The 13,912-nt window shown below is 58.0% G+C and carries 18 protein-coding genes; 16 read left to right on the forward strand and 2 right to left on the reverse strand.

Going from position 1 to position 13,912, the window contains the following annotated elements; genetic code table 11:
* Nucleotide 1: 1 nt before the first annotated feature.
* From ACRWA7_RS23765 to ACRWA7_RS23830, 14 genes are all read left to right on the forward strand, one after another.
* Nucleotides 2-1,045: a hypothetical protein gene (locus tag ACRWA7_RS23765; protein WP_438396490.1), complete on the forward strand. Its 1,044-nt coding sequence runs from the start codon at nt 2-4 to the stop codon at nt 1,043-1,045.
* Nucleotides 1,042-1,719, forward strand: a complete 678-nt coding sequence (locus ACRWA7_RS23770) for a phage minor tail protein L (RefSeq protein ID WP_438396492.1) — start codon at nt 1,042-1,044, stop codon at nt 1,717-1,719. Before ACRWA7_RS23765 ends, ACRWA7_RS23770 begins: the two co-directional genes overlap by 4 nt.
* A 5-nt stretch (nt 1,720-1,724) precedes the next feature.
* Nucleotides 1,725-2,477, forward strand: coding sequence for a C40 family peptidase (locus tag ACRWA7_RS23775; protein ID WP_438396494.1), 753 nt, complete (start codon nt 1,725-1,727; stop codon nt 2,475-2,477).
* The gene (locus ACRWA7_RS23780) at nt 2,474-3,067 is read left to right on the forward strand and encodes a tail assembly protein (protein ID WP_438396496.1); all 594 of its coding nucleotides are present in this window, start codon (nt 2,474-2,476) and stop codon (nt 3,065-3,067) included. Before ACRWA7_RS23775 ends, ACRWA7_RS23780 begins: the two co-directional genes overlap by 4 nt.
* Complete coding sequence (locus ACRWA7_RS23785) at nt 3,067-6,600, forward strand: host specificity protein J (protein WP_438396497.1); 3,534 nt, start codon at nt 3,067-3,069, stop codon at nt 6,598-6,600. Before ACRWA7_RS23780 ends, ACRWA7_RS23785 begins: the two co-directional genes overlap by 1 nt.
* Complete coding sequence (locus ACRWA7_RS23790; RefSeq protein WP_438396499.1) at nt 6,600-6,908, forward strand: hypothetical protein; 309 nt, start codon at nt 6,600-6,602, stop codon at nt 6,906-6,908. Before ACRWA7_RS23785 ends, ACRWA7_RS23790 begins: the two co-directional genes overlap by 1 nt.
* Nucleotides 6,908-7,666: a hypothetical protein gene (locus ACRWA7_RS23795; RefSeq protein WP_438396500.1), complete on the forward strand. Its 759-nt coding sequence runs from the start codon at nt 6,908-6,910 to the stop codon at nt 7,664-7,666. The genes ACRWA7_RS23790 and ACRWA7_RS23795 overlap by 1 nt, the downstream gene beginning before the upstream one ends.
* A gap of 8 nt (nt 7,667-7,674) precedes the next feature.
* Nucleotides 7,675-7,989, forward strand: a complete 315-nt coding sequence (locus ACRWA7_RS23800) for a hypothetical protein (RefSeq protein WP_438396501.1) — start codon at nt 7,675-7,677, stop codon at nt 7,987-7,989.
* Between the two features lie 77 nt (nt 7,990-8,066).
* Nucleotides 8,067-8,519, forward strand: a complete 453-nt coding sequence (locus ACRWA7_RS23805) for a hypothetical protein (protein WP_438396502.1) — start codon at nt 8,067-8,069, stop codon at nt 8,517-8,519.
* Entirely contained in the window at nt 8,506-9,069 is a 564-nt protein-coding gene (locus ACRWA7_RS23810) for a hypothetical protein (RefSeq protein ID WP_438396504.1), read from the forward strand. The genes ACRWA7_RS23805 and ACRWA7_RS23810 overlap by 14 nt, the downstream gene beginning before the upstream one ends.
* Before the next feature lie 71 nt (nt 9,070-9,140).
* The gene (locus tag ACRWA7_RS23815) at nt 9,141-9,425 is read left to right on the forward strand and encodes a hypothetical protein (protein ID WP_438396506.1); all 285 of its coding nucleotides are present in this window, start codon (nt 9,141-9,143) and stop codon (nt 9,423-9,425) included.
* A complete protein-coding gene (locus ACRWA7_RS23820; RefSeq protein WP_438396508.1) occupies nt 9,422-10,021 on the forward strand; it encodes a lysozyme in 600 nt (199 codons plus the stop codon). Before ACRWA7_RS23815 ends, ACRWA7_RS23820 begins: the two co-directional genes overlap by 4 nt.
* Entirely contained in the window at nt 10,018-10,407 is a 390-nt protein-coding gene (locus ACRWA7_RS23825; protein WP_438396509.1) for a hypothetical protein, read from the forward strand. The genes ACRWA7_RS23820 and ACRWA7_RS23825 overlap by 4 nt, the downstream gene beginning before the upstream one ends.
* A 4-nt stretch (nt 10,408-10,411) precedes the next feature.
* Nucleotides 10,412-10,558, forward strand: coding sequence for a hypothetical protein (locus ACRWA7_RS23830; protein WP_438396510.1), 147 nt, complete (start codon nt 10,412-10,414; stop codon nt 10,556-10,558).
* 3 nt (nt 10,559-10,561) lie between these two features.
* On the opposite strand, the gene ACRWA7_RS23835 is transcribed toward ACRWA7_RS23830, so the two are convergent.
* The gene (locus tag ACRWA7_RS23835; protein ID WP_438396511.1) at nt 10,562-10,807 is read right to left on the reverse strand and encodes a hypothetical protein; all 246 of its coding nucleotides are present in this window, start codon (nt 10,805-10,807) and stop codon (nt 10,562-10,564) included.
* A gap of 272 nt (nt 10,808-11,079) precedes the next feature.
* Nucleotides 11,080-11,358, reverse strand: coding sequence for a hypothetical protein (locus tag ACRWA7_RS23840; RefSeq protein WP_438396512.1), 279 nt, complete (start codon nt 11,356-11,358; stop codon nt 11,080-11,082).
* A gap of 254 nt (nt 11,359-11,612) precedes the next feature.
* Between ACRWA7_RS23840 and ACRWA7_RS23845 the strand changes: the two genes are divergently transcribed.
* On the forward strand, nt 11,613-12,671 hold the full coding sequence (locus tag ACRWA7_RS23845) for a P63C domain-containing protein (protein ID WP_438396513.1): 1,059 nt from the start codon (nt 11,613-11,615) through the stop codon (nt 12,669-12,671).
* Between the two features lie 8 nt (nt 12,672-12,679).
* A complete protein-coding gene (locus ACRWA7_RS23850; protein ID WP_438396515.1) occupies nt 12,680-13,354 on the forward strand; it encodes an SOS response-associated peptidase in 675 nt (224 codons plus the stop codon).
* The last annotated feature ends 558 nt before the right edge of the window (nt 13,355-13,912 follow it).

Consider the following 13,912-nt stretch of genomic DNA (forward strand, 5'->3'; position numbering starts at 1 on the left):
AATGACTGCACTTCAAAAGATCGTCCTCGGCACTCCACCTGCCGCGGTCGACGGCGATCCCGTGCGCACGGCGAGCGCGAAGATGAATGCGAACGTCGACGTTTTCAATCAGCAAGCGACGCTGACAAGCTTTGCGACGACGCTGACTGTTGCCCAAGCGCTGACCGCGGCGAACCACCTCGGCAAGCGCGTGAACATCAATCTCGCGTCGGCCGGAACGATCAATTTGCCCGCGGCTTCGACGTGCGTCGCGGACGGTCAAATCCTGCTGCGTAATCTCGGCACGACAGTTGTTTCGCTCGCCGTGACGGCCGGATCGGGCGATGGGCTCAATGCCGTGGGTACGCTGTATCCAGGCGACACCATGCTGCTAGACACGGATGGTGTGCATACGTGGTACTCGACAATACGAGGCCGGTCGAGCACTGCGAAAGAAGTCGTACCCGGAGATATGCAAGTAGGCGGAACCTTTACGGTCGGGACGATTGCAGTAACCAACCCAGCGTCGGCGCGCGCCAACCTCGGAGTGGGAAAGACGCTGATTAGCACAACCGTAATCGCCGCTAACGCCGCATTTTGCGTTGTGGCTCTGCCGGGTGGTTACTACGACTACGAAATTGAATTCGACGGGATCAACGTAACGACCGATGCAGCCAATCTATGGCTGCGACTGGCGGCGGATACATCAAACTGGATCGGTGGCACGAGCAACAGCTACATGTATCAATATCAAGCCATTGCAACACCGACTGTTCTTAGTGCCACGGGAACGGGTAATACGGCTCAAATACAACTGTTTTCAGGGTTGTCTAGTACCGCGCCGTATTCATGTCACGGAACGATAAAGATTCGAAACGCGACCGATGGAACGCGCTTTAAGCATGTCCAGTGGTCCATGGTTAGCATGACGTCGAGCGGAACATATTATCGGGTCGATGGATCTGGCCTTGTCCTGTCTGGTGCTATTTTGGGTGGGGTGCTTCTCATTCCATCGACTGGTAACTTTGCATCGGGAACGGTTTCGCTTTTCGGGGTGAACCGGTGATCACCGCAGACATCCAGTCGCTCGAGCCGGGCGCGCTTATCGAGCTGTTCGAAGTGGATTGCACGGGTATCGGCGGCGACATGCTGCGCTTTCATGGACATCTGCAATCGACATCGATCTTCTGGCAGGGCAACGAATACAAGCCGTGGCCCATCCAAGCGGCGGGATTCGAGCACACGTCCGATGCGCAGCAGCCTGAGCCTACGTTGACCGTCGGAAACGTGAACGGCACGATCTCCGCGCTGTGCGTGTTTCTCGCCGATATGGTCGGCGCACGCGTCACGCGGCATCGCACGCTTTCGAAGTACCTGGATGCTGTCAACTTCCCTAACGGCAATCCGACAGCGGACCCGGGCGAAGAGATGGCGCCGGAACTCTGGTACATCGAGCAGAAGACCAGCGAAACAAACGTGCAGGTCGAGTTCACGCTCTCGTCGGCACTCGACTTCGGCGGCCAGCAGTTGCCCGCTCGGCAGATCGTGAACATGTGCCAGTTTGAATATCGGGGACCGTATTGCGGATACACCGGGTCCGCCTATTTCACGATCAAAGACATCTCGACCGATGACCCGGCGCAGGACCGCTGCAGCAAGAAAACCACTGGCTGCGAATGTCGGTTCGGTGTCAATGAGCCGTTGCCGTTCGGCGGCTTCCTGAGCGACACCCTCTCGTAGAAACCATGAACGAAACGACGAAAAACGCGATCGCGGCACACGCGCTCGCGGGATACCCGCGTGAAATTTGTGGCTTGCTCGTGATTGAGGATGGCAAAGAGACCTACGTGCCGTGCCGAAACACCGCAGCGACGCCGACCGAGCATTTCGTGATGGCACCGCAGGATTATGCAGCGGCGGAGGATCGCGGACAGATCGTGGCCGTGGTGCATTCGCATCCAGGCGCAGCGGCGCGGCCGAGCATGGCTGACAAGTCGATGTGCGAGACGAGCGGAATACCGACGTGGATCATCGTTTCTCTCGGCATGCAGGCAGACCACACGATCGGGATTGACGACTGGTGCGAGTTCGGGCCGACCGGGTATATCGCGCCGCTGCTTGGTCGCGAGTTCTCGCATGCCGTGCTTGATTGCTATTCGCTGGTCCGAGACTGGTATCGGCTCGAGCGCGGAATCGTTTTGCCGGATTTCGCGCGACCAGATTCTTGGTGGGAAGACGGTAAGTCGAATCTGTACGTCGACAACTACGAAGCGGCCGGGTTCACGAACCGTGGCCCGGACATTGAACCGGAACCGGGCGATGTCCTGCTGATGCAGATCCGCAGCAAAAACGGCGTCCCGAATCACGCCGGCGTCTATCTGGGCGATGGCATTTTCATTCACCACATGTATGGGCAATTGTCCGGCCGCACGGTCTGGGGCGGCATGTGGGCGCGCTGCCTTCGCGCAGTACTTCGATATACAGGGGAAAAGGCGTGAGCAACAAGGTCCGGACGATACGTCTTTACGGCGTGCTCGGCACTCGCTTTGGCCGGGTGCATCGATTTGCGGTCGCGTCGGCAGCAGAAGCGACGCGCGCGCTGTGCTCGCAGGTCAAAGGATTCGAGAAATTCCTAATGGGCGCGAAGGATCAGGGACTCACGTTCGCCGTGTTCAACGGGCGCCGCAACCTCGGCGCAGACGATCTTCGGATACCTGTGGGCGACGACGAAATTCGGATCGCACCGATCCTTATCGGAAGCAAGAGCGGCGGCCTATTCACCACGCTGCTTGGGGTCGCGTTGGTCGCGACGTCTCTTGTCAACCCGGCCGGATTTCTCGGTGCGTCGGCTGCATCGACGCTGCTCGGTCTGGGTGCTTCCATGGCGCTTGGCGGCGTGGTGCAAATGCTCAGTCCGCAACAAAGCGGCCTTGCATCGAACAGCGGGCCGGAAAACGGTACGTCCTATTACTTCAACGGCGCAGTCAACAGCACTGCGGAAGGCGATCCAGTGCCGATCGTTTATGGCCGCATGCGTGTGGGTTCGAAGCGAGTCAGTTCCGCTATCTTTGCTGAGGATCAAACCTGATGCGCAGCATTTCCGGGGCGAAGGGTGGCGGCTCGGCGAGTACGCCGACGGAATCGCCGGACAGCCTTCATTCGGTCGCGACGGCGCGCGTGCTTGACGTCATCTCGGAAGGCCCGATCGTCGGATTGGTGAACGGCCTGCAGTCCGTTTTCCTCGACGACACGCCGATCCAGAATTCGGATGGATCGACCAATTTCACAAATTACAGCCTCGACTACCGGCTTGGCACGCAGGATCAGACGTTTATGTCTGGATTCCCAGCGGTAGAGAACGAAGTTGCGGTCGGCACGCAACTGACGTCCGACACGCCGTGGGTGCATCAGGTCGAGAACACACAGTTGACGGCCGTGCGCGTGCGGTTTGGCCTGCCTGAGTTCCAGCAATCAAACACGAGCACTGGCGACATCACGGGATACCACGTCGACTACGCCATTGATCTAGCCACAGACGGCGGGTCGTACTCGCAGGTTCTGACCGGCGCGTTTGATGGTAAGACAACGTCTCTATACGAACGCTCGATTCGGATAGAACTACCGCACGCGTCCAGTGGGTGGCTTGTCCGCGTGCGCCGGTTGACCGCGAACGCGCATAGCGCCGCGATCGCCGACATCATCAACATCGAAGCGATCACCGAAATCATTGATCGGAAGCTGCGCTATCCGATGAGTGCGCTGATTGGGCTTACGTTCGACGCTCAGTCGTTCAGCTCTGTCCCGACCTGCGCTTACGACATCAAGGGGCGCATTGTTTCAGTGCCGTCGAACTACGATCCGGACACGCGCGCGTACTCGGGCACGTGGGATGGCACGTTCAAGCAGGCGTGGACCGATTGCCCGCCGTGGATCTTTTACGACATTGTCACGAATGACTTGTACGGCCTCGGCAAGCGCGTCGACGCGTCGATGATCGACAAGTGGGGACTGTACGACATCGGCCGCTACTGCGATGTCATGGTCGACGATGGCAAGGGCGGCCAAGAGCCGCGCTTTACCTGCAACGCATGCATTCAATCTCAGGCTGACGCTTATAAGGTGCTGCAAGACCTCGCGACCGTGTTTCGCGGTATCGCTTACTGGGGTCCGGGCGCCGTTGTCGCGCGCGCCGACATGCCGGCCGATCCGGTCTACGTGTACACCGCGGCGAATGTGGTCGGCGGCGCATTCACCTATGTCGGTTCTGCGCTCAAGACACGCTACACCACGGCGTTGATAAGCTGGAACGATCCTGCGAACGGTTATGCGCAGGCCGTCGAGTATGTGCCTGATGACGATGGGATCGCGCGATACGGCGTCACGAAAGCGCAAATCACTGCGTTTGGCACGACATCGCAGGGTCAGGCGCATCGTCTCGGTCTTTGGACGCTGCTCACCAGCCGGTATGAGACAAATACCGTGTCATTCTCGGTCGGCCTCGACGGGACGCTCTGTGCGCCGGGGCAAATCATCGCGGTGGCCGATCCGGCGAAAGCGGGGCGGCGCACGGGCGGCCGAGTAAAGACAACCGCGGGCAACACTGTCACGCTCGACAAAGCACCGACGGCTGCAGCAGGCGATACGCTGACAGTGATCCTGCCGAGCGGCGTTGCGCAGGCGCGTACCGTGCAGTCCGTGAACGGTGACGTGGTCGCAGTCACGGCCGCGTTCGATACGGCACCCGTGCCGGGCGCAGTGTGGATGTTGGAAAGTGCTGACCTGGCATCTCAGCTATTCCGCGTGGTGAGCGTCCAGGAAAACTCGGATGATGGGCAGATCACGTACACCGTGAACGCATCGCAGTATGAGCCGGGGAAGTACGCCGCAATTGACGATGGCGCGGCCATTCAAGTGCGCCCGGTGACCGTGATTCCGCCATCCGTGCAGCCGCCGCCGTCGAACGTGAGAATCTCGACATACTCGGCGATCGATCAAGGTATTTCGAAAACCACGATGGTCATTGCGTGGGATTCGGCAGACAAGGCTGTTTCGTATATCCCGGAGTGGCAGAAGGACAACGGGGAATGGATTCCCATGAACGCCGTCGGTGGCCTACAGGCGGAGGTGCACGGCATTTATCAGGGGGGCTACATCGCGCGCGTGCGCGCCGTGAATGCGATGGGAGTTACGTCGATTCCGGCGTACAGCGTTCTCACGCAGTTGACTGGCAAGACTAGCCCGCCACCTTCAGTGGCATCGCTGACGACGGTATCGCAGATTTTCGGGATCGACGTCATATGGACCTACCCGGCGGATGGCTCTGCTGGCGACACGCAGCGCACTGAGCTTTGGTACAGCCGCACGCCCGCGCGGGCCGATGCGGTGAAGCAGTCCGATTATGCATATCCACAGGCAAAAGCCAGTCTGATGGGGCTCGCCGCAGGGCAAGTCCTTTATTTCTGGGTTCGGCTTGTTGATACCTCCGGTAACGTCGGCCCGTGGTATCCGGCGGGCGATCCAGGCGTGGAGGGCGCATCCCTCACGAATGCGGATGGTGAATACAACGTGTACTTCGCGGGCGTAATCGAGAAGTCCGCACTTGGACAAGCTTTGCTGTCCGACATTGACCTGATCCCGGGTCTTGCAATTGATGTCTCGGCGAACCAACAGGCGATCACCGACGAGGCACAAGCACGAAACGATGGTGACTCAGCGCTGACGACGCGAATCGACGGTATCTCTGCGCAAATCACCATTCCGAACATGGCCGGGGCCACGGGCGACTATGCTGGCTCGACCACCGTGTACGCGGGTGTATGGTCGGAGAGTTCGGCGCGCGCAGAGGCAGACCTCGCTCTTGCCGTCAAAACCGACACGACGGCAGCCCTTTTTCAGTCGGCCACGAGTAACATAACGGCCGCAGTGCAAACGGAAACAACGGCGCGCGCTGCAGCGGACGCGGCTTTAGCATCGCAGGTGACGACAGTTCAGGCCAGTGTTGATGCGGCAAACGCTAACACGCTTGCGCTTGTGCAAGCAGAGCAAACGGCCCGAGCAACTGCCGACTCTGCGAATGCGACGGCTATCACGAACGTCCAGGCCAGCGTTTCGGACATCAATAACAACAAGCTGCCGCCAATCAGCGCCGCGGTTCAGACGAACGCAAACGCGTACGCCGACCTGAGTGGAAAGGTTAGTGCTTCGTACACGATCAAGACGGCGGTCACGTCTGCAGGACGGACCTACATCGCTGGGATCGGTGTCGGCGTTGACAATTCCAGCGGCATCATCGAAAGCCAGGTATTGGTTACCGCCCAGCGGTTTGCTGTTCTAAGCGACACATCGGGAGCCCTTGCTGCGCCATTTGTGATTCAGGGTGGACAAGTCTTTATCAGCCAAGCGCTGATTGGCACGGCATGGATCGGTAACGCCAACATCGCGGACATCATTCAGGCGACCGCCGTCGGCGCGAATGGTCAGCCACGCTGGAAGCTGGACAAGAACGGCACGCTAACCATGAACGGTGCCAATGCTGGATCCGGATATTTGACCATCAGCGACAGCACCGTGATGGTCTATGACGGCGCGGGCACGTTGCGCGTTCGTTTGGGGCTCTGGTAATGCCGGCCGGTCTTCAGTGCTGGGATGCGTCGGGCAATCTTGTTGTCGACATTACCTCGCGCCTTCCGAGGTTCGTCGGGTCTGCGCCTGTTGGACCAGGTAACACCAGCAGCATCACGAATGCCAATCTCGCGCTCGGAACTGTTTGGTATGCCTTCCAGCCGCAACAGATTTGGGGATTTCAGAACATGGATGTGAGCCGACCTATCTTCTCGGTGTCTGGAAGCACCATTAGTTGGACCTATTCAGCCGGTGCGACCACTCGCAATATGCAGATCATCGGCACAGTGTTTTTCGGGGTTTATTGATGCCAGCCGGGTTTCAGTGCTTCGCGCAAGACGGCTCGAACGTTGCACAAGTCGACAGTGACATTGGGCTGGGCAACATGCAACTACGCCAGAAAATAACGCAGACAATGAGCTTTGCCGGATTCTTGGTCTACACGATCTCGGACGGCAGTCGGTACAGCTCTCAGGGCAATCAAACGACGTTCACGTTCACCGCCACAAATCCGTTTGTCGTGTTCGAATGCCCAGGCGGTTATTGCGTTCCGATGACGTGGACTCAGTCCGGTAGCAACTGGTCGGTCGTCGTCGTTGGGAGCGCGTCCGTGCCCGTCACTTGCTATGTGTTCGACCAGGTGAGCGCAATCCCTCTGTCGGGAAATTTTGGTGTGCAGGTGTTCAATGTATCGGCGGCGCTGGTTGCCGACGTTGTAAAGCCATTTCCCAAGATCGTGGGCTCGAATCAAGGCAACCCGAAATACGCATATGGCTCGACCGGCTACACGACCGATGGTGGCACGTGGCCGACCGACCAAGGCTCGAAGGCGTATTCCGTCGCTCAACGGGTCGGTATCGCATGCGTGCAGCCTGCATTCGGTACTGGCGGTACGTCTGGCGGCGCTAGTAACGCCGGTGTGGTGATGTCCACTTTCAATACATCCGGCGGCACGGTTAGCCAGCAGATGACGATGTTCGGCGATACCAGCAACTTCAACAATTACACCGGCTTCAAGGAAGCGCTGAGCTGGTCTTATCTCGCAGTCGACATTTCATTCCTTTAGGACGCACCATGCCCATTGCAGCCAACTACGAAACGCCTAGCACCGGCGCGTCGGCGACGTATCACGTCGTGCAGCAAATCACGCTCGATTTCGTTTCATCGATCACGAATTCGACGGTCGCTTCGTTCCTCTCGAAAGAGGCCAAGGACGCGGGCAAGTTCCCGATGTACACGCAGCAGATTCCCGTTGAAGGATTGCCGGCCGCCGGTCAGGATCCGCTGACCTATGCCGAAGGCCGGATCGTCGAGCCGATGCCGGACGGCACAGTTGTCGCGCCGTATGCAAATCGCTATGCATTCGCCGGTGGCGAGATCGTCGAGTAACAGCAACACACGCAACGCAAGCCGCCAGATAGGCGGCTTTTTTTATGCCTGCGCGCTGCGCATGAGGAGACGGGCAGATGTCGGATTTTTGGGACCCGGCGACGATCAAGGCGTTTCTAGGCGCGCTGACCAGTATTGGCTTGGGCGTGGGCGGTGCGCGTGTGTTGCGCCAGCGCGATCGCAAAGCGCAGGCGCGCAGCGTCGGTGATGCATCGGTCACGGCCGCCGAAGCAGAAGGACGGGTCGAAGCAATCAAGAGCTTTGAACGATTGGCAGAACTCGCCGACCGGCGCGCGGCAGAGGCGCATGCGACTGCTCTTGGAAATATTCAACGCGCGGAGGCGCGAGAGCTAGCCGCGGTAGCGCGCGCCGACCGTGCCGAAGAATTGATGCGGGCCGCTTTACAGCAGGCCGCCGATGAGCGCATCGCCCGGCAACGCGCCGAGGCGCGGATCGAGGAACTGGAAAACCGCGTGGTGGAACTCGAAAGCAAGATCGGAAAGAAAGGAACCAATGATGGCGAATCTTAAAGATTGGCGATGGTGGGCCTTCGTCTTGATGGCGCTCGGCGCAATCCTCGGCGCGGTCTCGTGTGGCTATTTCATAGGTCAACGCGGCGTTTCAATCGAGCGTGACAAATGGGACGCCGAGCGCAACAGCCTCAACGCTAAATTCCCTGATGTCCGTGCTGATGAACGGCTGAAGTGCACCAGGGAATATGACGCGAAGCTCGAAGGCATGCAGAAGCTTTCGAAGCAGCAAGCGGACGATATGGCCGATATGAAGAGGCTTATGCAAACCATCAATGATCTGGCGTCGTACACGCTTCGGTACTTGGGAGATAGAGCAAAGGTCGCCGACCAGCGCAATGCAGCCATGCTCAAACAAACCAAGGTGGCCGCAGCCGCGGCAATCGATGCGAAGCAGACCGCCGAGCAAGTCGACCAGAAAGTGAATGTTGCAGTCACCAAGGCGGATGAAGCAGCGAGCGCTGTGAAATCTGTCGATAAAAAGCTGGACACGGCGACACACGGCACCGCCGCAGTTCCGCCAACGCCCTGGATCGGCAACCGCCGATAAACCACCGACCCTGGAATCTGGATGCGCACAAACCTGCGCAGCGGATTCGTTTTGCCTATCGAAAGGGAATCATGACGCTCATTCCATTCACAAACCTGAAGTTGAAGCTGGCCGACGATTGGCGCCGCCTTCATACCCGCGGCACGGTCATCTGGTCGGCGACGCTCGGCGGCGTCTCCGCAGTGGGACCGATCTTGCGCGAGTCGTGGCACAGCATGCCGGATGATCTGAAGGCGGTCATTCCGGCGCACGCTCAGCAGGCGATCGCATACGCCATCCTGTTTGCAACGATCATCGGCGTTCGGTACACGTCGATCCAGCGCGTGCCGCCGCACGAGCCGGGAGCACAGCAATGAGCTGGCTCGATACGCTGCTGAGCCTCTTCAAGCGCCCGGCACCGCAAGTGCCAGCCGTACCACCGCAGACAATCCCGCCAAGTAAGCCTGCAACCGCTGCAGCGCCGGCGATCGAGGAAACCGTTGCGACGCCTGCTATGGCTTCGCCCGCATGGTATCCGCTGTGCGAAAAACTGACGAAGGCTTCCGAGGATTGTGTTCTTGTCGCGTATCCGGACCCTGCGAGCGGCGGTGATCCGTGGACGATCGGCTGGGGCGCGACTGGCGATGGCATTACGAAAGGCACAGTCTGGACGCAAGCACGTGCCGATGCTCGCCTTACCGCTGATCTGCTTCGCTTCGGCGCGGCCGTCGACAGCCTGGTCAAAGTGCCGCTTTCGCCGCAACAGAAAGCCGCACTCGTGGACTTCACGTTCAATCTCGGCTCCGGAAATCTCCAATCCTCGACGCTGCTGAAGCTGCTGAACGCCGGTGATTATGCCGGCGCGGCGAACGAGTTTGCGAAGTGGAACCTCGCGTCAGGAAAGGTCATGCCGGGACTTGTCACACGCCGCTCGCGCGAGCGCAGTCTCTTCCTGACAGGAGTATGGAAATGATCACGATCATCGTCGGATTCATCGTCGCTCACATCGGTGCGATCGGCGCGGCTCTTGTCGCCGCGGGGAGCGTTTTGTTTGCTTGGGTCAAGACCAAGGGAGCGCAGACCACTGTCGCGCAAACCAAAGAACAAGCGCAATCCAAGGTCGACGTGGCCAACGCGAACGCACAGGTCGCGATCGATAACCTCAACGCTCGCAAGACGGCCGACGTCCAGGCGGACGCCGATGCGGCAAAGACTGCGGCCGACGCCGCGCAGGAGAGAACGAATGTTGAAAACGATCAAGCTGCTCTCAGTGATGACGCTGCTCGCGAGCAGCTTAGCCGCTTGCTCCACGGCACCGACAACCCAGGGACCGGTCAGAGAGGTTCCGGGCCCCAGTAGGATCGTGGACAATTCGTGCATCTGGTTCAAGCCCGAGACGCCGACGGACAACGATGTCGCCGTCATGTCGCGCGGCTTGGTCGACCAGATCACGAACAATCTGAAGGTTGGGATTGAACACTGCGGCTGGAAGTTGGCGGCGCCAAAGTAATCATCAACGCTTCTTTGGCGCTTGCATAAGATCGATTGCCTGCACGACCAGCGCGGCGGATTTAGCTGCGCGACTCTCTAAATCTCGAATGCGAGCAAGCAAATCCGCCTGGTCCTTTGCCAAAGCATCGAAGGCTTTCAGGGCTTGGGCTTTGCTGTGCTCGAGTTCGTGCAGATCCTCGTGGTGGTGCGACTCGTCCTCGAAGAACATCTCGATGTATCGACGCAGATCTTCGTTCGTGCAGTCCATCGCCCCCTCCTGCCTCTCGGCAACTCAATCCAGTCATCCCCATACCAATATACCGAGCATTGCGAGCACAGCCAACAACAGCAATGCGAATCCGACGACGATAAGCATGTCGCCGCGCCGGTAGGTCTTCCTGAGGACAGAGAGCCGCTCCTCCACTCCGCGATCCCAGATCCTTTCCAGCTTGTGTTTAGCTGCTCGCGCGCGCTTCATATTGGCTCAGTTACTGGTAGCGCAGGTCGTTCGGGAGGATCACGCTGCCGCAAATAAATCGGCTAGTAATAGATCCATTCCTCCAAGTCCGGACGCGCACCGTATCGCGGCGACGCGAGCCACGCTGTGAGGTCAGCATGCAGACGATTGCAAGTGCGCTCGTCAAGATCAAACTTGTCGAGTAACTGGCCGCTGCCATCGCCCGAGAGTTCGGCACCTTTCGCCCACTGACCATCCCAGAACACAATGGTGTGATCATTAAGCTCTGCGGTTGTACATCGCGGCATGCCTCGAAGCAGCGTTGCCAAATGAGCCTGAAACGCCACACATCCCATATCCATTGCCTAACTCCGGTGAATTCCACAAGTGCCGGCACACGATAGCAAGGGGCATGCCTTTAATTGGCGCGGAAAGATTTGGATTGAGCGCTGCGGCTGGAGAACGCCAGCGCATTTGCGTAGCCGCTGCTTGCCTTTTCGCATAGCATCTTTTCGTACCGACGCGTGTGCGTTCAATGCAAGCACAATTCGATATTGTGCTTGCAAAGGGTCGTACGTTCGATGATAATGCAAGCACAATGTACATTGGTGCTTGCATGAAAAAATCTGATTCGAAGGTCGAAAACTCACATAAACCTGTGAGCGGGCGTGCGAAGGGAGGAATAGCTCGTAAAGAAAAACTCACTCCTGAGCGGCGTAGTGAAATTGCGCGCAATGCGGCTAAGGCTCGGCATGCGCCATCAGATCCGCCAGAGCTGCCGGTTGCCACTCATAAAGGTGTATTAACGATTGGCGACTTGAAAATTCCGTGCTTTGTCCTGAACGATGGGCGACGAGTGATCTCTGGCCGCGGTATGACAGCGGCAATTGGCATGAAAGGCCGTGGCCAAGGAATCGCGCGAATTAGTGGGTTAAGAGCGATAAATTCGTTGGAAAACAAGGCTTTGTCCTTGGCCATCGGTACGCCTATTCAATTCCTAGGTGGCTCACCAAAAATTGGAGACCCAAGCGACGGATTCGAAGCTACGGTGCTTCAAGATTTATGCGAAGCGCTGTTGATCGCCCAAGAGCAAGGGGTTTTGACGACGGAGCACGAAAAGCGATACGCGCAGTTTGCCAGCATGCTCATAAGATCTTTCGCGCGAGTGGGTATTTTAGGGTTAGTCGATGAGGCAACCGGCTATCAAGCAGTTCGACCTGGCGACGCACTGCAACAGTACTTGCAGATGCTGGTGCGCAAAGAACTGGCGGTGTGGGCAAAGAAATTTCCTGACGAATACTACGAGAATATCTATAAATTGCGTGGTTGGACTTGGCCAGGTATGGGTAAAAACCGCTACAGTGTGGTTGCGCATTACACCCGTGATTTAGTCTACGAGCGCATGGCACCGGGGCTTTTAAAGGATCTTGAAGATAAAAGTCCCAAAGACGAAAAGGGTGCCCGGGAAAACAAGCTTCATCAATGGCTTACCGGAGACATCGGGGATCCTATGTTAGCGAGTCATCTCCAGTCGATTTTGACATTGCAGAGGCTCGCGATCGCTAACGGATGGGGGTGGCAAAAATTCATGAATATGGTGGATCAGGTCATGAAGAAGAAAGGCCAAACTCTCGATCTTCCATTTTCACCCGATGAAGGAGCCTCTCCGGGTTAAACGTCTATATGTGCGCAAACTACGACCCGGCAGCCGAGATCGACTTCGAGGCATTCAGCCAATTTCCCAAGCCGAATTTTGATTACCCGATCGAAACGTGGAAGGACTATCTCGCGCCGATCCTGCGTGCGAATGCCGGCGAATGCCTGACAGACCCAGCCACCTTCGGCATGGTCCCGCGTGCGCACATCCCGGCAGGTGTGAAGTTGTTTGACACCATGAACGCCCGTGCAGAATCGGTGGGAGAGAAGCGAAGCTTTTCGGGGTCTTGGAAGAATCTGCAGCTTTGCCTGATCCCGTGTCGTAGTTTCTATGAGCCGAGCTACGAAACCGGTTCCGCGGTGCGTTGGCGCATTGGCCTGGAGTCGGGCGCGCCGTTGGCGATTGCCGGGCTATGGCGCGAATGGGTCGAGCCGCAAGGCACGGCGTTGTCGTTCACCATGCTCACAGTGAATTCCGACGATCACGAGTTGATGCGCCGCTTTCATAAGCCCGGCGCTGAAAAGCGGTCTGTCGTCATCCTTAGGCCCGAGCAATACGACGATTGGCTGTCGTGCCGGTCGACCGACGAGGCGCGCTCGTTCCTGAACCTCTACCCATCGGACGAGATGACCTCCGTGCCGGCACCGATCCCGCCGAGGCGGCGCAAGGTAGCACCTGGCGATACCGACTCGCTCTTGTAAGTCACGCTCGCCGGGCTTTGTACAGATTCACGTCTGTATTCCGGCGAACTTCCAGATCATCGTCTGCGCCGGTCGCGCGCACCCAATGTACGCAACCTCTTTCAGATTGCCCCATAACATTGAACCCAGGGCCGCGCACGCACACAGCGTGGCTCCCCGAGGTATCAAGGCCGCCCCAATGCTCACACTCAATGCAGGGATGATCGTCGCCGCGGTGCGGGTTGAAGTGATCCGCCATGGCGCACCTCTAAATACTGTATGGATGTACAGTACATGAGCGGCGCGTTGTTGGGTAAACTTTGTGGAACAAGATCGAAAAAAGTCAATGTAATCAACATGCAGTTTACAAGTTCAGTTCCACAAACCTGCCCGAACGCCTTGAATTACCTGTATAGATATACAGGATTGTGATTCCTGTTGTCGTGGGTTCGAGCCCCATCAGCCACCCCAAAAGATTCAATGACTTAGCAGTGTTTTTAGCCGCTTGGTTACTTTGCAAAAAAGCCCATCTAACCGTGGGCTTTTTTGCTTTCCGCCCGACCTTTCCTACCGCTATCA

This window comes from Caballeronia sp. DA-9 (assembly GCF_051615025.1).
Taxonomy (GTDB): Bacteria; Pseudomonadota; Gammaproteobacteria; order Burkholderiales; family Burkholderiaceae; genus Caballeronia; species Caballeronia sordidicola.